This window comes from Thalassospira sp. B30-1 (genome assembly GCF_015767575.1).
Classification (GTDB): domain Bacteria; phylum Pseudomonadota; class Alphaproteobacteria; order Rhodospirillales; family Thalassospiraceae; genus Thalassospira; species Thalassospira xiamenensis.
In genome coordinates this window covers 2,151,999-2,170,467 of the sequence record NZ_CP065232.1, presented here as the reverse complement: position 1 = coordinate 2,170,467, position 18,469 = coordinate 2,151,999, and the positions used below count along the sequence as shown (strand labels likewise).

Genomic DNA, 18,469 nt, shown 5'->3' with positions numbered 1-18,469 from the left:
ATGCCATATATCCCACGCGTGCTCGGTATCTGACGCTTTGGCGCTGTGTGCGACAAAGGAGCATGCGAGGGTGAGAACAGCAACCGTATTTCTGACAAATGAACACATGATTGGGCACAGTCATTGGCAAAAGGTAATTAACCTTGATACCCGTGGATATGCTGATTAGATCAGTGGAGCGGTTCGGGATCGCGACCGGATGTCCTTATGCGTTTTTATCAGCAACGGAGGTCGCAACCCTACGACCTTCATCGGTCAGTTTGCAAATAAGCCAGTCCGGTTTGATCGGGTTGTCGAACCATGGGGCAGCCCATCCATGATCAATGCAGCTTTTGACTGTTTTTTCACTGATTTGCTTGCCATTGGTGTCAAAGAGCGGCAACTTTCCACCCGGCTGGCTAAGGCCACGGCGCAACCAATCGAGTTGTGTTTGTGTCGGTTTCACCTGCTTTTTCCCCGTCATGGCATCCCTGAATTGATAGAATAGGTTTGTGTGTGGCGCGATGTGATGATGAAGCTATATATTGCAGGTAAGTGTGACGGATAATCAACCGAGGGGCAATCACCATGACATCGAAGTCCTTTGATCGTAGTGACATGGTCTTTCTTTATGTGACCGCGCCGGACATGGAAGTCGCCCGCTTGATTGCGGGCGGTGCCGTTCGAGAAAGATTGGCGGCCTGCGCGAACATCATGCCCCAAATGACGGCAATCTATGAATGGGATGGTGATATCGAAGAAGAAAACGAGATAATTGTTATTCTGAAATCGACCAGCGCAGCGGCAACGGCGCTTTCGGAATGGATCACAGATCATCACCCCTATGATGTTCCCTGTATTCTGGAAATTCCATTAGGCAGGGGAAATGAACCATATGTCGATTGGTTGCGCGGTCAGGTCGCAGGGGCAACAATCCCGAATTGATTGCATCAATGGCCTTTGGCCCCTAGGATGGCCGAAATTTTACATTTAACGAAGTGACCAATGAACCAGCTTACAAAACTTGCCCTTGAAATGGGGCCGCTGATCCTGTTTTTCGCAGTCAATGCGACAACCAATCTTATGACTGCAACAGCGGTTTTTGTAACGGCAACAGTGGTTGCGCTGGTAGTATCGTATGCTATTGCCCGAACCATTCCGGTGATGCCGTTGATTGGCGGCGCTTTCGTGATCGTGTTTGGCGGCTTAACGCTTTATCTCGACAATGATCTGTTCATTAAAATCAAGCCGACGATTGTCAATCTGCTTTTTGCAGCGATCCTGTTTGGCGGTTTGATTGCTGGAAAGCTGTTTTTGAAATTGGTTTTGGAAAGTGCATTTAAGGCGACGGACGAAGGATGGCGCATCCTGACCTGGCGCTGGAGCATTTTCTTCGTCGTTCTTGCCGTGATCAATGAAATTGTCTGGCGCAATTTTTCGACTGATACATGGGTCGCGTTCAAGGTATGGGGGATTATGCCGCTGACCATGGTGTTTGGCATGGCCCAGGTTCCAGTCCTGATGAAACATCAATTGCCAGAAAAAGAGAACGGTTCATCTCCGGCATAAGGTCTGAACGAAAATAAGAAAGGCGGGATTTTCACCCTGCCTTTCTTATTGAATGGAAGAACACGCTATTTGACGGGTAGGGCGACGCTGACCGCAGCCTGAGCCGCGATACCTTCCTCGCGTCCGGTGAAGCCCAGGCGCTCTGTCGTTGTCGCCTTCACATTGACGCGATCAACTTCAATACCAAGAATTTCAGCAACCTTTTCGCGCATGGCCTGTGTATGCGGTCCTATTTTGGGCCGCTCACAAATCAGGGTGATATCCGCATTGACGATGCGTCCGCCGCGTTCGCGGATCAGATTGACTGCGTGAAGAACAAACTGATCCGATGCTGCCCCCTTCCATTTCATGTCAGAAGGCGGGAAATGTTGGCCGATATCGCCGGCACCAATGGAACCCAACAATGCGTCTGTTAACGTATGCAGGCCGACATCCGCATCTGAATGGCCTTCAAGGCGTGCAGAGTGGGGGACTTTGACACCGCAAAGGATACAATGGTCACCTGGGGCAAATCGATGAACGTCAAAACCGGTACCGGCCCGGAACTCTTCGTGGGTCATATCGCTGTCTTTCTCTGAGGCTGGAACAGGGTTAATCCAGTCACGGGCGCGTTCGATATCGTCGGGGCGCGTAATCTTGTCGTTTGAACCAGCCCCCTCTACGCACACCACATCCAGGCCAAGTTGTTCCAGCAGGGCGGCATCATCAGTGAATTCGTGCCCCTCAAACCGTTGGTGAGCATCAAGGATTGTTTTGAAATGAAACCCCTGAGGTGTCTGGGCGCGATGAAGCTGTTCTCGTGGAATGGTTCGTCTAATTATCCCGGTGGATTCCGTCTGCTTGATGGTGTCGAGAACGGGAAGGGTGGGAATGGCACCCTGATATGTCGCTAGAGCTGAGATGACGCGGTCGATAACATCGTCTGAAATGCCCGGCCTTGCCGCATCATGAATAAGCACGTGGTCAGGGTTTTCATTTTCCAGTGAACGTAATCCGTTCAGGACAGATTGTTGTCTTGTCACTCCGCCGGGCACCGGGGCGTCCAAGGATAGGCCTTTAACCGAATTATCGTACAAATCCTGATGGTCAGGATTATAAATGACCCTGATCAGTTCGGACGGCACATACTTAGCGAAGCTCTCAATGCAGTGACGCAGCAATGTCTTTGCGCCAAGCAGATGATATTGTTTTGGTATCGGATCACCAAATCTGCTACCGCTGCCTGCTGCAACGATGACAACTGCGATTTTTTTGGTCATAAACGTGATGCCGTGACTTGTCTGAATTGCGCCGCAGGCTATCTTTCTGCGATGACTTTGCCAAGTCGCCATTTGCCTGATGTTATGATGTAAACGCCTTTAGGCCGGATCCGAACATGATTGCTGCCGCCTTACATATCTTATGTTTGCTACCGCTAACCACGCAAATCATGCGGCGCAACCCGCAGCGCGACATATGGCTGTTTTTGTCCATATTTGTTGCCGCGGCTGGTACGGTGATCGTGCTTGGCCTGACGGGCGAGGAAGTGCAATCGCGCGGATTTACAGCGGCTTTGCATTGGTCGGAACTTTCCGTGATCCTGATCTTTGGCGGGCTTGTCATATGCAACGGGCCGAAACAAATCTGGCGTCTTGCCGGTTATATCGGTGGATATCTTTTGGCATTCGGCGGAGTTGCAGCTGTTTTTAACGTATTTGAACCTGTTGCTGACCCGTCGGTTGCAGAACCGGTTCTTTATTCTGGCTGGCTTTGGGTTCATATCGGAACGTCACTTGTAACCTATGCGCTTGTGACACTGTCTGCAATTGCGGCCATGGGCTATGTTGTTCAGGAAGATGCACTTAAAAACCGCCGTCCAAACCGCTGGAGCCGTCGCCTGCCGCCGTTGCGCGACAGCGAACACATGCTTGTGAGTTTTCTGAAATGGTCGGCATGGGTCCTTGTGATCGGAATTATTACCGGTTTTGCATTGCGTCAGGTCGAGGGGCAGTCGCTGCTCTATCTTGATCACAAGATGCTTCTTACCCTGCTTGGTTTTGCCGTGATTTGCGGCCTGATATTCATTCATGAAAAATCCACTCTGCGCGGGCGTATGGCTGTTCGGTTTGTGCTGGGGGCATGGCTGCTGCTTACCCTGGCATTCCCGGGCGTTCGATTTGTTTCGGGATATCTGATCGGATGAATATTCCGGGCCTTGTTTAAAGGTGGCGGCCGTGTTGGTTGGCTTATATTCGCCAATTCGCTTAGAGTTGTTGCAACGCCGAGCCAGTTTCATTAATCTGCCCAAGTTTTAGGCAATCGGATTTCCTTCATGTCTTTGCAGATCGGTTCTGTAAATGTGCCAGAGAATGTCATCTTGGCACCAATGTCAGGTGTGACTGACCTTCCTTTTCGGCAACAGGTGCGCCAGTTTGGCGGGCATCTGGTTGTCTCGGAAATGATTGCGTCTGATGCCATGACACGTATCCAGCGCCATCAAAAAGAAGTGCGCAAAATGCACGGCGATTGTGCAGCCGAAAGCCCGCTTTCCGTTCAGCTTGCCGGAACTGAACCCGATGAGATGGCGCTTGCCGCAAAGATGAACGAAGATCGCGGTGCTATGATCATTGACATCAATATGGGCTGTCCTGCCAAAAAGGTCACAAAGGGCTATGCCGGATCGGCCCTGATGCGTGATGAGAATCTTGCTGCCGATATCATTGAGGCAACCGTCAATGCCGTTTCCGTACCCGTGACGCTTAAGATGCGTTTGGGATGGGACGATGACAATCGTAATGCGCCGCGTCTGGCAAAAATCGCCGAGGATCTGGGAATTGCGATGTTGACCATCCATGGTCGGACACGCTGCCAGTTTTATAAAGGCGATGCGGACTGGGACGCAATTGCACTGGTCAAACAGGCTGTATCGATCCCGGTTATCGGCAATGGGGACGTCAATAGCGAGGAAGATGCGGCAGAGCTTCTGAAACGTTCCGGTGCTGATGGTGTAATGGTGGGGCGTGGCGCGCAGGGACGACCGTGGTTTCTGGCACAGGTATCACATTATTTGAAAACCGGTCAGAAACTGTCAGCGCCGTCGCTTTCTGTGCAACTGCAAACGATCCTTAGTCATTATGATGCGATGATTGATCATCACGGTCAGCAAGGTGTCCGTATCGCAAGAAAACATTTGGCGTGGTATTGCAACAGCTTACGCAACGCGACTGAATTCCGTCGTATTGTGAATGAGTTAAGTGACCCATTTGAAGTCAAGGATCAGATAAGGGCATTCTACGAGCCATTGATCGAAAATGCGGACAAACAGGCCGCGGCCTGAGAAAAACAAGAATTAAATAGCGATATTATCGGGGAAACTTTGAATGAGACTTGGATTTGGCAAAGGAAACGGGGTGGACCCGACTGGCGTGCTTAATGCAATTGCTAGTGCGGTCGTCGTTTCTGATCGGGATGGCAAAATCCGCTTCGTCAATCAGGCGACGGAACAGCTGTTCAATACCAGCGCCGCCGTTTTGTGCCGCAGCAACCTCAAGGACTTCATTCCCGGTGACAGCCCGGTTTTCTCGCTGATCAGTCAGGCTATCGACGAAGCAACCTTGGTGGCGGATCATAATCTTCTGATCGAAAGCCCGAAGATTGGCAAACATACCGTCAATCTGACAGTGGGCTCGATGCCAGATGAACCTGATTGCGCTGTTCTGACGTTCGAGCCGCGCTCTATCGCTCAGAAGATTGATAATCAGTTGTTAAGCCGGAACTCGGCACGTTCGGTAAGTGCGATGGCAGCGATCCTTGCGCACGAGATTAAAAATCCGCTATCGGGTATTCGTGGCGCGGCACAGTTGCTTGAACAAACATCGAATGAAGACGACCGGGTACTAACGCGGTTGATCTGTGATGAGGCCGACCGGATCGTTGACCTTGTTGACCGCATGGAAATCTTTTCCGACAAGCCGATGGAACGCGGTGCGGTTAACATTCATACCGTGCTTGAACATGTCCGCAGGCTTGCTGAAAACGGTTTTGGCAAACACCTTGCATTTGAAGAAATCTATGACCCGTCGTTGCCACCGGTATTTGGCAACCGCGATCAGCTGATTCAGGTATTTCTGAACCTTCTTAAAAATGCCGGCGAGGCTGTCGACCATGACAGCGGTCATATTGTGATTTCAACGCGTTACCAGCATGGGATCCGTCTGGCTGTGGCTGGCGGCGATGCACGTGTGCATTTGCCACTGGTTGTGTCGGTGCGCGACAATGGACCGGGTATTGCGCCCGATATGCGCGAAAGCCTGTTTGATCCGTTTGTGACCACCAAACCAACCGGTTCCGGACTGGGGTTGGCGTTGGTGGCAAAAATTATCAATGATCATGGTGGTGTTATCGAAGTGAAAGACGCACCGGGGGGCGGTGCCGAATTTCAGATCATGCTGCCGATCTATAACCGCACGTTGGCCGAAGACGTCAGTGCGGATAATATAATGAAAAACAAGGAAGAAACCGTATGAGCCCGAGCCCGGCCAGAATTCTTGTTGCTGATGATGACCGTGCGATCCGTACTGTTCTGACGCAGGCTCTGTCGCGTCAGGGGCACGAGGTCCGCAGTACCGGTCACGGACGTACCTTGTGGGACTGGATTGCCGATGGGGACGGCGATCTGGTGATTACGGATGTCATGATGCCAGATGAAAACGGGCTTGATATGGTGCCGCGTATCCGCAAGCTTCGACCGGATTTACGCGTTATCGTCATGAGCGCGCAGAACACCCTGATGACAGCCGTAAAAGCAGCACAGCGCGGTGCCTTTGAATATCTTCCAAAACCTTTTGATTTAAACGAGTTGATCAGCATTGTTGATCGTGCGCTTGAAACACCACAAGCCGCCGACAATGCCAAATCATCAGATGATGAAGGTGATGACCGTCTGCCATTGATCGGTCGTTCCGCGGCAATGCAGGAAATCTATCGTGCGCTGGCCCGGTTGATGAACACCGACCTGACAGTGATGGTGACTGGTGAAAGTGGTACCGGCAAGGAGCTGGTAGCGCGTGCACTTCATGAATATGGCGGTCGTCGTCATGGGCCGTTCGTTGCCATTAACATGGCAGCAATCCCGCGTGAACTGATCGAAAGCGAGTTGTTCGGTCATGAAAAGGGTGCTTTCACCGGTGCCAACGAGCGCAAGGTTGGCCGCTTTGAGCAGGCCGAGGGCGGTACGCTGTTTCTCGATGAAATCGGTGATATGCCGCTTGAAGCGCAAACCCGTTTGCTTCGCGTCCTTCAGGAAGGCGAATATACCCGTGTTGGCGGGCGCACGCCAATCCGCGTTAATGTTCGTATTGTTGCGGCAACACATCGCGATCTGCGCAAACTGATCCGCGAAGGAACTTTCCGCGAGGATTTATTCTATCGCCTGAATGTCGTGCCGATCCGTTTGCCATCCCTTCGGGAGCGGCTTGAAGATATCCCGGAACTGGTCAATCACTTCCTGATGCAGGCAAGCGAAGAGGGACTTCCTCGCAAGACGCTTTCTTCCGATGCGATGGCGCGTTTGAAGGTACATCGCTGGCCGGGCAACATCCGCGAACTGGAAAACATGGTTCGCCGTCTGACGGCTCTATATTCGCATGATGTGATTGGTGTCGATGTTATCGAAACCGAGTTTTCCGAAAATAACATCAGCGAGTCAGCCCCAGTCGGAGAGCCCCAGTCACTTGCTGAATCGATCGAACGTCATGTTCGCGAGTATTACGATGCCCATGACGAGGATTTGCCATCAAGTGGTCTCTATGATCGTATTCTGCGTGAAATGGAACGCCCGCTTTTGACTGTTACACTGGAAGCGACCAGGGGCAATCAGGTGAAGGCAGCCGAGGTTCTTGGGCTTAATCGCAATACCCTGCGCAAGAAAATTCGTGATCTCGGACTGGAAGTTGTCAGGGGCGCAAAATGACCGAAGCCGGACGACCCGTCACCAGTCGTCTTATGCAGTCGTGGTTTGTCAGGTTCCTGGGGCGACTTAGCCAATCGCGAAAGTTTGCGATAGGTTTGGTCTGTGCCGCGCTTGTATCTGTTCTTGCGACCTATCTCGCGATGACCGGTACCGCGCCGCTACGGCCTGAACCCCGTCTGATCATCCTTTTGCTGAATATTGACCTTGTTCTTGTTCTTGCTCTTGCCACGCTGGTTGCCCGCAAGCTCGTCCAGATATGGGCAGAGCGACGTCGTGGTACGGCCGGCGCCAAACTGCATACAAGAATGGTTCTGCTGTTTTCGCTGGTCGCGGTAACGCCAGCGATTATCGTTGCCGTATTTTCCGCGTTGTTCCTGCATTTCGGTATTCAGGGATGGTTCAGTGATCGCATCCGAACCGCCGTCGAAGAAAGTATGGTGATTGCCGAAGCATATCTGAAAGAACATCAGGAACTTATTCGGGCAGACGTTCTGGCAACGGCCAATGACCTTCAACGTCTTGGCGTCAACTTTGCAACTGACCGGGAGCGGATCAACAGAATTCTGACGGCGCAGGCAGATGCACGTGGTTTGCCCGAAGCCGTCATTATTGATGGAAGCGGAGCCGTTCTGGCGCAATCCGATTACAGTTTCTCATACGATCCGGTTTTGTCGCCAATCCCGCAGGAAGTATATGATCGCGCCCGAAATAATGATGTGGTTCTGATTTTGGGCAATACCGATAATCGCATCCGCGCAATGACACATCTTGATAGCTTCATTGACGGGTATCTTCTTGTTGGCCGGTTCGTCGATCCCAATGTGCTGGAACGTATCGATAAGGCCCGCAAAGCGGTTACCGCATACGAAAACCTTGAAGGCGAACGGTCAGGGATCGTGATCACCTTTGTCATGATCTTTGTTCTGATCGCGGTTGTTCTGCTTTTGGCGGCGGTTACGCTAGGGCTGATGGTCGCAACGCGATTGGTTGAACCGATTTCTCAGTTGATCATCGGTGCCGAAAAAGTCAGCGATGGCGATTTAACCTTCCGCGTTCCACTTGCGGGGCAGGAGGACGAGCTTGAGGCATTAACCCGTGCCTTCAACCGCATGACGTCCCAGCTTGACACGCAGCGGACGGAACTGGTGGCAGCCAACCGCCTGAATGATGAACGTCGGCGCTTTACAGAAGCCATTTTGGGTGGTGTGACGGCAGGCGTTATCGGACTGGATGCAGAGTGTCACATCAATCTTCCAAACCGCAGTGCATCGGACCTGATGGGAATTGATCTGGATGGGGCTATCGGGCAGTCGATCTGCGAGGTTATCCCGGAATTTTCCGTGCTGTTCGAAGATCTCAGCAAGGAAGGGGATCGCAGTAAATCACGGCAGATCGAAATACGGCGCGATGGTTTGAACCTTATGCTTTTGGCGCGCGTCACGATCGAGCGTGCGGAAGACCGGTCTATTTTCGGATATGTCGTAACTTTTGACGATGTCACTGAACTTCAAACCGCGCAACGGATGGCCGCATGGGCCGATGTTGCTCGCCGTATCGCCCACGAGATCAAGAACCCGCTAACACCGATACAGCTTTCAGCAGAACGTCTTAAACGTCGATACCTGAAGGAAATTCAAAGCGATACCGAGGTATTTAAAACCTGTACCGACACGATTATTCGTCAGGTTGGAGATATCGGACGCATGGTTGACGAATTTTCAAGCTTTGCCCGAATGCCATCGCCAAAGATGAAATCGGAAAAGATTGTTGATCTGGTGAAAGGTGCCGTGTTCCTGCAAAAACAGGCCTACACCAAAATCATCTATGACTTCGACGCAAAGGCAGGTCGAGAAATTGAGGTATCCTGTGATGCGCGTCAAGTTAACCAATGTCTGACCAACACCCTTAAAAACGCCGCAGAGGCGATCGAGGGGCGGGAAGGTGATGTTACCGAACTTCCACAAGGACGTATCGAAATTTCTGTGACACGTTCTGATGAAAATCAACGTATCTATGTGACAGTTTCGGATAATGGCAAAGGTCTACCGGTTGAAAACCGTGAAAGGCTGACCGAACCCTACGTGACCACACGATCAAAAGGTACTGGTCTTGGTCTTGCAATCGTCAAGAAAATCATGGAAGACCATGGCGGAGAGCTTATACTTGCCGACGGTGTCGAGAGCGGTGCAACCATTACGCTGGCGTTTCCGACCGCAGGCAAACACATAACTGCTGAATATACTGCGGACAGCAATTCTTTGAACAACTGATCTGGTTGTTTCATCAGCAATAATTTAAATACGGGCATATTGGTCAAGACATGGCGCACGATATTCTGATCGTCGATGATGAAGAAGATATCCGGGCTCTGATTGCCGGAATTCTGGAAGACGAAGGACACAAGACCCGTCAGGCAGGCTCCAGCCAGGAAGCGCTTTCCGAGGTTGCTGCACGCCGTCCGAGCCTTGTTATCCTCGATATCTGGATGGATGAAAGCGATCACGATGGTATCGAGACTCTCAAGCTGATCAAACGTGAGCATAGCGAAGTCCCTGTAGTCATGATTTCCGGCCACGGAAATATTGAAACCGCGCTCGAAGCTTCACGCAACGGGGCATATGATTTCATCGAAAAACCGTTCAATACGGATCGGCTTTTGCTGGTGGTTGAGCGTGCCATCGATGATGCGCGCCTGCGCCGCGAAAACCGCGAACTAACCATGCGGGCAGGGGGCGATACCGAACTTGTAGGTAGCTCAAGTGCCATCAACGGATTGCGCCAGGCCATTGATCGGGTTGCCCGCACAGGAAGCCGTATCCTGATTTCAGGCCCTGCTGGTTCGGGAAAAGAGGTTGTCGCGCGCCTGATCCACAAAAATTCCGCCCGTTCAGATGCACCATTCGTTGTGCTGAACTGCGCAAATATTTCGCCGGAAACGATGGAGGAATCCCTGTTTGGTGCGGTTGCGGCTGCCAATCGGGAAGCCCGCACCGGGGTGCTCGAACTCGCACATGGCGGTACGCTTTTGCTTGATGAAGTGGCTGATATGCCACTGGAAACGCAAGGAAAAATCGTTCGTGTGCTGCAAGAACAAACCTTTGAACGTGTTGGTGGTTCTGTTCCGGTCAGTGTTGATGTTCGTGTCGTTGCGACGACTGCGCGCGACCTGGAAGAGCGTATTGCTGAACAGCGTTTCCGTCAGGATTTATACTACCGTCTGAATGTTGTACCCTTGCAGGTGCCGTCATTGCAGCAACGTCGCGATGATATCCCGGATCTTGCCGAATGGTTCCTTGTGCGTTACGCCGAAGCGACCGGCCTGCCAAAGCGTAAACTGTCGGGGGAAGCATTGGCTGCGTTGCATTCCTATGACTGGCCGGGAAACGTTCGTCAGCTGCGAAATGTGATTGAACGATTGATGATCATGGCGCCGGATGACAGTACGGATATTATCAGCGGTAAAATGCTGCCAGCCGAGCTGTTTGAAGATGTTCCTGTATCTTTGAATTTTGATAAAACCAGTGAAATCATGGCATTGCCACTGCGTGAAGCCCGCGAGATGTTCGAAAAGGAATATCTTCAGACACAGGTAGAGCGCTTTGGCGGGAATATTTCCAAAACCGCAAGTTTTGTAGGAATGGAACGTTCGGCCTTGCATCGAAAACTCAAAAGTCTGGGCGTGAATGGAGAACGTGCTGAATAAGCCGCCTCATACGATCCGGAACTTTTGAACGGGAGACGAAACAATGAAGGTCATCATTTGCGGCGCCGGGCAGGTGGGCTTCCACATTGCCAAATACCTTGCTGCCGAAAACAATGATGTGACGGTTATCGACCAGTCGGAAGAATTGGTTCGCAAGATTTCCGATACACTGGAAGTCAAGGGTATCATCGGCTTTGGATCACATCCTGATGTCTTGCAGCAGGCTGGGGCCGATGAAGCAGATATGCTGATCGCGGTGACCTTTGCCGACGAAGTCAACATGACGGCCTGTCAGGTTGCGCATTCGCTGTTTAATGTGCCGACGAAAATCGCCCGTATTCGCAGCCAGACCTATCTGCAACCGGAATGGGCCAGCCTGTTTGGTCGCGAAAAACTTCCGATTGATGTTGTGATTTCCCCGGAAATGGAAGTAGCCCGCGCCGTCGCACGGCGTTTACGGGCGCCCGGTGCATTCGACATGATCCCGTTTGCGGATGACAAGGTCAAAATCCTTGGTCTTCGCTGCAACGAAGATTGTCCGGTGATCAATACACCGCTTCGGCAGTTGCACCAGTTGTTCCCGGACCTAAATATTTCGATCCTGGGTATGATCCGTAATGATAAACCGGTTTATCCCAAGGGCGATGATCAGATGCTGGCTGGCGATCTGGTCTATCTGGCGGTGTCCAGTGACCAGGTGGATCGCGCCATGTCGGCCTTTGGTCACGAAGACCCGGAAGCACGACGGATCGTTATTTTCGGGGGGGGGAACATCGCACTTTTCCTGGCCGAGGAAATCAATCAGAACTTCCCAGGTGTCACCACCCGCCTGATCGAGGCGGATCCGGAACGTGCCCGTTTCGTAGCTCAGAAACTGCCAAAGAAAAGCGTGGTTCTGCGGGGGGATGTGCTTGATCCCGAACTGCTGGAAGAGGCCAATGTCGGCAATGCCGAGGCGGTTGTCGCGCTGACAAACGATGATGAAACCAACATTCTGTCATCGCTTCTGGCGAAACGGTATGGCTGCCCGCGCGCGCTGACGCTAATTAACAAAAGCACCTATACATCCTTGGTCTCCGAGCTTGGGATTGACGTTGTCATCAGCCCGCGCATGACGACGGTGTCGACCATTCTGCACCATGTTCGTCGTGGGCGAATTCGTGCGGTGCACAGTCTTTCCGAAGGATTTGGAGAAGTTCTGGAAGCAGAAGCACTTGAGACAGCACCTATTGTCGGTAAGGCGATCAAGGATATTGCCATGCCGGCAGGCGTCGTGTTTGGTGCAATCCTGCGCGATGGCGAAGTCGTGATGCCACGCGCCAATACGGTAATCGAAGCCAATGACCGGATTGTGGTCTTTGCGGGCTCCGAGCAAATCAAAAAGGTCGAAAAGATGTTTGCTGTACGGCTGGAATATTTCTAAAAATTCAAAGGCTTGCAGAATTATTATTGTAAATCAGATTAACGTGCGTTCCGGATATATTCATGTCAGAAAAAATGCTATTGCCGCCCAAAGCCGTTATTTTCGACTGGGACAACACGCTGGTCGATAGCTGGGAAACCATTCAGGCGGCTCTTAATCTGACATTTGATGATTTTGGAAAGGATCGGTGGGACCTTGCCGAGACAAAAACACGGGTCGCGCGTTCATTGCGGGACAGTTTCCCAACACTGTTTGGCGACGACCGCTGGGAAGAAGCCAAAGACCGTTTCTATACCCATTTCAAGGCGATACACTTGGAAACCCTTACGCCACTCGCGGGCGCGCATGATCTTTTGGGTGCGCTTCGTGATACTGGTGCCTATATGGGGGTGGTTAGCAACAAGAACGGTGATTTTCTGCGCTCGGAAGTTGCCTATCTTGGTTGGGGGCATTTTTTCGGTGGTGTGGTCGGGGCTACAGATGCAAAAAAAGACAAACCGGCGGCTGATCCGGTGCATCTGGCGATGGGCGACTCTGCTGCGGCGCAATATGAGAATCTGTGGTTTGTGGGTGATAGCGTGGTCGATATTCAGTGCGCGCGCAATGTTGGTGCAACCGCGATACTGATCGGCGACGAAGTTACCGGCCACGGGGACACCACGAATTCCGCGAATCTTGGACCAGATTGGCATTTCCCCGATTGCGAAGCGCTTGTAAGGCTTGTAAAAAGCTTTGCGAAAGTCTTATAGTTCAATCAGGTCATAAAAATGGGGCCGGAGCCGTAATTGACAGAAAAGTCGTCGGTTCTGCATTTTCCTTGACCGCCCGAAACGATAAAAACGCTCATAAAAGAAGGCTAGGTCTAACCAATGGCGGAAAAATCACAAAATGTTCAGGACGTATTCCTGAATTATTGCCGTAAAAACAAAACGCCGGTTACCGTGTTTCTGGTCAACGGAGTCAAATTGCAGGGCATTATTACCTGGTTTGACAATTTCTCTGTTTTGCTGCGGCGCGATGCTCACACCCAGCTCGTTTACAAACACGCGATTTCGACGGTAATGCCGACGACACCGATTAAACTGTTTGATCCGAGCCAGCCTGCGACGGACGAAGAAAATAGCTGATGAATCTCTGACTGCGGGGGCTAACGGCGACGATGACAGCCCCCGGGTCCTCGTTTTCCATCCGGAACTGAAACGTGCGGATCAAGCTGGATCCTGGCGCGACGCGTCGTCGCGACTGGAAGAAGCCGTCAGCCTGACCGGCGCACTGGATTTTGAAGTTGTGGGCGCAGAGGTTGTGCCCATAGCAAAGACACGTCCGGCCACCCTGTTTGGGACCGGTGTCGTTGAGCGCCTTGGAAATCAGATCAAAGCCGAAGAAGCCGACATTGTCATGATCAATGGCCAGCTTTCCCCGATCCAGCAACGTAATCTGGAACGGGAATGGAAATGCAAGGTTATTGATCGGACCGGTCTTATTCTTGAAATCTTTGCTGATCGTGCGCGCACTCGTGAAGGGCGCCTGCAAGTCCAACTGGCGTTGCTGAGCTATCAAAAGTCCCGTCTGGTTCGCACATGGACGCACCTTGAACGCCAGCGTGGCGGTCGCGGATTCCTTGCCGGTCCTGGGGAACGCCAGATCGAGATAGACCGTCGTTTGATTGGCGACAAGCTGGCCAAACTTCGCCGTGAGCTTGAGGAAGTCAAGCGGACACGCGAACTTCATCGCGAGGCACGTCGACGTGTTCCTTATCCGATTGTGGCACTTGTCGGCTATACCAACGCTGGCAAATCAACGCTGTTCAACCAGTTGACCGTTTCGGACGTCTTTGCCGAGGATATGCTGTTTGCAACCCTCGATCCGACCATGCGCGGTCTTGAACTGCCAAGTGGTCGCAAGGTGATCCTGTCCGATACTGTCGGATTTGTTTCAGACCTGCCGCACGATCTTGTGGCAGCGTTCAGGGCGACACTTGAAGAAGTTCTCGAAGCTGACTTGATCGTGCATGTGCGTGATGCCTCCTCGCACGAGGCGGAAGCCCAGAAGCTTGACGTGCTGGAAGTTCTAAAAGCGCTTGGTCTGCAAAAGGCAATTGACGGCGAAGAGCTGGTCGAGGCGCTGAACAAATGCGATCAGCTTGAAGGCGAAGATTTGACCGCTGTGCAGGAATATTCGGCACGTAATGCCAATACGATTGCAATATCAGCGATCAAAGGCACCAACTGCGATGCGTTGCTGGCTCTGATCGAGGATAGGCTGACCGAAGACATGCCTGTTTTCGAGCTCCTTGTCCCTTATTCGGATGGCAAGGCGTTGGCTCGGCTCTATGAACAGGGCGAAGTGCTAAAACGGATTGACGGTGAGGACGGCATTTCGGTGCAGGTCAGAATTGATGACAGTCGCGTCGGTCGTTTCGAAGATTGGTGCGCCAAATCCGGGTTTGATCTGCATTTGGTCTAGAATTGCCTGTTAGAACTCAGACTGGAAAGGAACAAGGTGTGCTTAGTGTCGATATGGATAAGGTGACTGAGATTATCCGCGAAGTATCGGCAGAAGAGATCGCACCGCGTTTTGGGCAGCTGGAAAAAGGCGATATCGATACCAAAACCCATGCAATGGATCTGGTAACGATTGCGGATACCGAGGCAGAACGTGTTCTAACAAAGAGGTTTTGCGATCTTTTGCCCGGCAGTGTCGCACTGGGTGAAGAGGCCGCGCATGCAGACCCGAAACTGCCGGAACGTGTGTTTGGTGAAGATGCCACGATCTGGATCATCGATCCTGTAGACGGCACCAAAAACTTCGCCCACCACAAACAGCCGTTTCGCTGCATGGTTGCCCTTTATCACGGTGGCGAGACTATTGCTGCGTGGATCGTTGACCCTATTGAGGGTTCGGCAACGGTCGCGGAAAAAGGGGCGGGGACGTATCATAATGCCGCCCCCGTCCGGGTTCGCTCAGACATTCAGGCAGCCAAAGATGCCAAGGGATTTCTGATCTCGTTCGCGCGTGATCGTATTCGCAATCATTATGGTCATATCGATTTCTTTGACGAGATTGCCCACTATTCCTGTTGTGGGGCCGAATATCAGGAAATTGCCCGGGGACTTTTTGATTTCTGCGCCTATCGCAACCTGAAACCCTGGGACCATGCGCCCGGCACGTTGCTTGTGCGGGAGGCTGGTGGTGTTGCCAAATATATCACCGCTGACAGATCGAATGAATATCACGCCAATGGCAATGCGCCAGGTTTACTGTGTGCATCCTCACCTGAACTTTGGGCGGAAATGAACGAGTTATTGCTGCCTTTGTTCGAGTAGTTTTCGCTCTTTATCCTTCAACCGCTATTGCGCTCCGCCTGTTTGGCGGCATTCCAAAGCGCATCCATTTCTTCCAGATCGGATTGCCCTGCACTTCGCCCATCGCGTGCCAATTCGTTTTCGATGAAATGAAAACGTCGTGTGAATTTGTGGTTTGCGCGACGCAAGGCAACTTCGGGATCAACACCCAGCTTGCGCGACAGGTTGGCCATGACGAACAGCATGTCACCGAGTTCGTCCTCAATCCGATCCTGATCAGGGTTTTCAGTCAGTTCGGCCTGCAGCTCGCCGATTTCTTCATGCAGTTTATCAAAAACTTCATCCGTGGATGGCCAGTCAAACCCGACACGCGCAGCCCGTTTCGTCAGTTTCTCGGCACGCATCAGCGCGGGCAGGGCGCTTGCCACACCGTCAAGGGCGCTATGGCGTTGCTGCCCTTTTGTTTTAGCCTTTTGCGCACGTTCTTCGGCCTTGATCTTTTCCCATGTCTGATTGACACCATCCGTGGTTATGGCATCACCATCGCCAAAGACATGCGGATGACGATCAATCATTTTCGAAACAATGCTGTTTGCGACATCTTCAAAGGTGAAATGACCTTCTTCGGTGGCCATCTGCGAATGAAAAACGACCTGAAGCAACAGATCGCCAAGTTCCTCGCGCAGTTCGCTCATATCATTCTGGGCAATCGCATCGGCAACTTCATATGCCTCCTCGATTGTGTAGGGGGCGATGGTCGCAAAATTCTGTTCCAGGTCCCAAGGGCAGCCGCCATCGGGATCACGTAATCTGGCCATGACATCCAGTAATGCATTGATTGCCTTGCTGTTATGGTTCGCCATGTCCGTAATGTCCTGCTTATTCGTTGTGACTTGTTCATTCTGTCGTAACGCGACATACCCTGCATGGCAAGCTCGCGGAAAAGCAAGGCAAAACAAAACCCGCCAGAAGATGACTGGCGGGTTTCGATTTGTAATTGCCGCTTGATTTAATCAGGCTGCGGCACGCTCTTCGGGTTTGGCAGCGCTTTTATCGTCAGCTTTGCTACGCTTGCCTTCGACAAGACCCCGATGCAACGCCTTGATTGCCTTGTTGAAGTCGCCTTCGGCAACCACGAACTGAAGATCAACACGGCGACTTGGATAGTGGCTGGCGACCAGTTCAATGCCGTCGGCGTCAAGAATGCCAACCGCACGGGCAAAGAGGCCCGGCTGATCAATATTGGCACCGATCACAGAAACAATTGCAACCTTGCGGGTTTTCACACTCGCTTCGGGTTGTTTCTCTTCGATCTCATCTACACAGCGGCGGATTTGCTTAAGCGGTGCGGATACATAATGCGTGATCGTGTTTGCATTCAGGTTCTTGGTGACGGTTGGAACCTTGAAGCGTTTCAGGACACTCAGAATTGTCTCTTCACCACCGGCAACACCAACCATGTCCTGATTGAACACTTCGATCTCGAATGCTGTCGGTACGCCAGTCACGATTTCGACACGGCTGTCATCCGGGTCCCAATGATCGTCAATGACGGTCCCCGGATGTTCCGGCTCAAATGTATTTGCAATACGAAGCGGGATATCATTCTGACGCAGCCCCTTTGCTGCGCGCGGATGAATGGCTTCCATACCCATATTTGACAACTGATCGGCGACATCATAGCTGGTGCGACCAATCGGACGCACGGCATCCTCACCGACGATGCGCGGATCAGCACTCGACAGGTGGAATTCCTTGTGAATGATCGCTTCGCGGGCCTGTGTCAGGCAGGCGATACGAGAAAACGTCACTTCGCTGTATCCGCGGCCATAGATGCTCATCAAACCTTCGCTGCACTGGGCATAGCCGGTAGCAATCGGAAGCTGTTTGGCGATATCGATATCGGAAAACACCTTTTCGATACGACCATCAAGCGTTGATGCTTCCGGCTCACGCCAGCCAGAAAGGTCGGCAAAAACAGCATTAACACCCTTGGCACGGAGCAACAGCATGGTGTTGTGGGCACTATGCGATTCACCAATCGCGCTGAGCATTTCGCGAACAGTTAGCAAATGCTTTTCAAGTTTGAAATGCCCAAAGCTGCACAGGCGATGCAGGTCCATCAGACAACTGCGCGTGCCTTCAATGCGCTCTTGAACGAATGCATTTGCCAGCTTGAGCTCCGGCGCATCGCCAAAGATTTCTTCGTTAATCGCACACATCTTTTCAGAAACCTTGGTCAGGGAATCGCCCCATGCCCAATCGGTTTCCGAACCCGCATAAAGCTGATAAACGCCGGCTTCACCGGTCTTTTTGTTTTCCAGCAGCATGTCAGTGAAACCGCCATAAGCCGAAACCACAAAAACGCGGTTATAAAGTTCTTCATCGCTACGATTGCCGACAAGGATGTTGTCCATCACGGCATTGACCTGCGACATCGATGTTCCGCCGATCTTGTGAACGCTATGCCCAGCGTCCGTTTTTGCGACTGTCTTTTTCTGGGCTGAAAGCATGGTGCCTCCTTTGGGGGCGTTTCCTTG

17 protein-coding genes are annotated in these 18,469 nt (G+C 52.0%); 13 read left to right on the top strand and 4 right to left on the bottom strand.

Annotated elements, in window-relative coordinates; all coding sequences use genetic code 11:
• Positions 1-205: 205 nt before the first annotated feature.
• The gene (locus IT971_RS10550) at positions 206-463 is read right to left on the bottom strand and encodes a hypothetical protein (protein ID WP_007089545.1); all 258 of its coding nucleotides are present in this window, start codon (positions 461-463) and stop codon (positions 206-208) included.
• 104 nt (positions 464-567) lie between these two features.
• Between IT971_RS10550 and cutA the strand changes: the two genes are divergently transcribed.
• Together cutA and IT971_RS10540 are read left to right on the top strand one after the other, a co-directional pair.
• Entirely contained in the window at positions 568-924 is a 357-nt protein-coding gene (cutA, locus tag IT971_RS10545; RefSeq protein WP_063091968.1) for a divalent-cation tolerance protein CutA, read from the top strand.
• A 60-nt stretch (positions 925-984) separates the two neighbouring features.
• Positions 985-1,548: a septation protein A gene (locus tag IT971_RS10540; protein ID WP_007089547.1), complete on the top strand. Its 564-nt coding sequence runs from the start codon at positions 985-987 to the stop codon at positions 1,546-1,548.
• A gap of 65 nt (positions 1,549-1,613) precedes the next feature.
• Here IT971_RS10540 and IT971_RS10535 read toward each other — a convergent pair whose 3' ends face one another.
• Positions 1,614-2,807, bottom strand: a complete 1,194-nt coding sequence (locus IT971_RS10535) for a bifunctional 2-C-methyl-D-erythritol 4-phosphate cytidylyltransferase/2-C-methyl-D-erythritol 2,4-cyclodiphosphate synthase (RefSeq protein ID WP_063091969.1) — start codon at positions 2,805-2,807, stop codon at positions 1,614-1,616.
• 170 nt (positions 2,808-2,977) lie between these two features.
• Between IT971_RS10535 and ccsA the strand changes: the two genes are divergently transcribed.
• The 11 genes from ccsA (at position 2,978) to IT971_RS10480 (ending at position 15,950) form a co-directional block, all read left to right on the top strand.
• Positions 2,978-3,730 carry a cytochrome c biogenesis protein CcsA gene (gene ccsA, locus IT971_RS10530; RefSeq protein WP_223305101.1) on the top strand — a complete coding sequence of 251 codons (753 nt, stop codon included), beginning with the start codon at positions 2,978-2,980 and terminating at the stop codon, positions 3,728-3,730.
• Positions 3,731-3,859: 129 nt separating this feature from the next.
• Entirely contained in the window at positions 3,860-4,864 is a 1,005-nt protein-coding gene (gene dusB, locus IT971_RS10525; protein WP_063091971.1) for a tRNA dihydrouridine synthase DusB, read from the top strand.
• Positions 4,865-4,907: 43 nt separating this feature from the next.
• Complete coding sequence (locus IT971_RS10520) at positions 4,908-6,053, top strand: nitrogen regulation protein NR(II) (protein ID WP_037992596.1); 1,146 nt, start codon at positions 4,908-4,910, stop codon at positions 6,051-6,053.
• Positions 6,050-7,498: a nitrogen regulation protein NR(I) gene (gene ntrC / locus IT971_RS10515; protein ID WP_007089552.1), complete on the top strand. Its 1,449-nt coding sequence runs from the start codon at positions 6,050-6,052 to the stop codon at positions 7,496-7,498. Before IT971_RS10520 ends, ntrC begins: the two co-directional genes overlap by 4 nt.
• Positions 7,495-9,768, top strand: coding sequence for a PAS domain-containing sensor histidine kinase (locus IT971_RS10510; RefSeq protein ID WP_175494877.1), 2,274 nt, complete (start codon positions 7,495-7,497; stop codon positions 9,766-9,768). Before ntrC ends, IT971_RS10510 begins: the two co-directional genes overlap by 4 nt.
• A gap of 50 nt (positions 9,769-9,818) precedes the next feature.
• Positions 9,819-11,201: a sigma-54 dependent transcriptional regulator gene (locus IT971_RS10505; protein WP_007089554.1), complete on the top strand. Its 1,383-nt coding sequence runs from the start codon at positions 9,819-9,821 to the stop codon at positions 11,199-11,201.
• A gap of 43 nt (positions 11,202-11,244) precedes the next feature.
• Positions 11,245-12,624, top strand: coding sequence for a Trk system potassium transporter TrkA (gene trkA, locus IT971_RS10500; protein WP_007089555.1), 1,380 nt, complete (start codon positions 11,245-11,247; stop codon positions 12,622-12,624).
• Between the two features lie 62 nt (positions 12,625-12,686).
• Positions 12,687-13,373, top strand: a complete 687-nt coding sequence (locus tag IT971_RS10495) for an HAD family hydrolase (RefSeq protein ID WP_063091972.1) — start codon at positions 12,687-12,689, stop codon at positions 13,371-13,373.
• A 120-nt stretch (positions 13,374-13,493) separates the two neighbouring features.
• Entirely contained in the window at positions 13,494-13,751 is a 258-nt protein-coding gene (gene hfq, locus IT971_RS10490) for an RNA chaperone Hfq (protein WP_007089557.1), read from the top strand.
• 7 nt (positions 13,752-13,758) lie between these two features.
• Positions 13,759-15,090 carry a GTPase HflX gene (hflX, locus tag IT971_RS10485; protein ID WP_051682440.1) on the top strand — a complete coding sequence of 444 codons (1,332 nt, stop codon included), beginning with the start codon at positions 13,759-13,761 and terminating at the stop codon, positions 15,088-15,090.
• A gap of 53 nt (positions 15,091-15,143) precedes the next feature.
• On the top strand, positions 15,144-15,950 hold the full coding sequence (locus tag IT971_RS10480) for an inositol monophosphatase (RefSeq protein WP_063091973.1): 807 nt from the start codon (positions 15,144-15,146) through the stop codon (positions 15,948-15,950).
• A gap of 17 nt (positions 15,951-15,967) precedes the next feature.
• Here the strand turns inward: IT971_RS10480 and mazG are convergent, their stop codons facing one another.
• On the bottom strand, positions 15,968-16,792 hold the full coding sequence (mazG, locus tag IT971_RS10475; RefSeq protein WP_063091974.1) for a nucleoside triphosphate pyrophosphohydrolase: 825 nt from the start codon (positions 16,790-16,792) through the stop codon (positions 15,968-15,970).
• A gap of 150 nt (positions 16,793-16,942) precedes the next feature.
• Positions 16,943-18,442 carry an aspartate kinase gene (locus IT971_RS10470; protein WP_063091975.1) on the bottom strand — a complete coding sequence of 500 codons (1,500 nt, stop codon included), beginning with the start codon at positions 18,440-18,442 and terminating at the stop codon, positions 16,943-16,945.
• Between the last annotated feature and the right edge of the window lie 27 nt (positions 18,443-18,469).

Excerpts from the sequence above, each read along its gene's own strand:
- IT971_RS10550 (WP_007089545.1), bottom strand. The coding sequence starts at position 463 with ATGACGGGGAAAAAGCAGGTGAAACCGACACAAACACAACTCGATTGG.
- cutA (WP_063091968.1), top strand. The coding sequence starts at position 568 with ATGACATCGAAGTCCTTTGATCGTAGTGACATGGTCTTTCTTTATGTG.
- IT971_RS10540 (WP_007089547.1), top strand. The coding sequence starts at position 985 with ATGAACCAGCTTACAAAACTTGCCCTTGAAATGGGGCCGCTGATCCTG.
- IT971_RS10535 (WP_063091969.1), bottom strand. The coding sequence starts at position 2,807 with ATGACCAAAAAAATCGCAGTTGTCATCGTTGCAGCAGGCAGCGGTAGC.
- ccsA (WP_223305101.1), top strand. The coding sequence starts at position 2,978 with ATGCGGCGCAACCCGCAGCGCGACATATGGCTGTTTTTGTCCATATTT.
- dusB (WP_063091971.1), top strand. The coding sequence starts at position 3,860 with ATGTCTTTGCAGATCGGTTCTGTAAATGTGCCAGAGAATGTCATCTTG.
- IT971_RS10520 (WP_037992596.1), top strand. The coding sequence starts at position 4,908 with ATGAGACTTGGATTTGGCAAAGGAAACGGGGTGGACCCGACTGGCGTG.
- ntrC (WP_007089552.1), top strand. The coding sequence starts at position 6,050 with ATGAGCCCGAGCCCGGCCAGAATTCTTGTTGCTGATGATGACCGTGCG.
- IT971_RS10510 (WP_175494877.1), top strand. The coding sequence starts at position 7,495 with ATGACCGAAGCCGGACGACCCGTCACCAGTCGTCTTATGCAGTCGTGG.
- IT971_RS10505 (WP_007089554.1), top strand. The coding sequence starts at position 9,819 with ATGGCGCACGATATTCTGATCGTCGATGATGAAGAAGATATCCGGGCT.
- trkA (WP_007089555.1), top strand. The coding sequence starts at position 11,245 with ATGAAGGTCATCATTTGCGGCGCCGGGCAGGTGGGCTTCCACATTGCC.
- IT971_RS10495 (WP_063091972.1), top strand. The coding sequence starts at position 12,687 with ATGTCAGAAAAAATGCTATTGCCGCCCAAAGCCGTTATTTTCGACTGG.
- hfq (WP_007089557.1), top strand. The coding sequence starts at position 13,494 with ATGGCGGAAAAATCACAAAATGTTCAGGACGTATTCCTGAATTATTGC.
- IT971_RS10480 (WP_063091973.1), top strand. The coding sequence starts at position 15,144 with ATGGATAAGGTGACTGAGATTATCCGCGAAGTATCGGCAGAAGAGATC.
- mazG (WP_063091974.1), bottom strand. The coding sequence starts at position 16,792 with ATGGCGAACCATAACAGCAAGGCAATCAATGCATTACTGGATGTCATG.
- IT971_RS10470 (WP_063091975.1), bottom strand. The coding sequence starts at position 18,442 with ATGCTTTCAGCCCAGAAAAAGACAGTCGCAAAAACGGACGCTGGGCAT.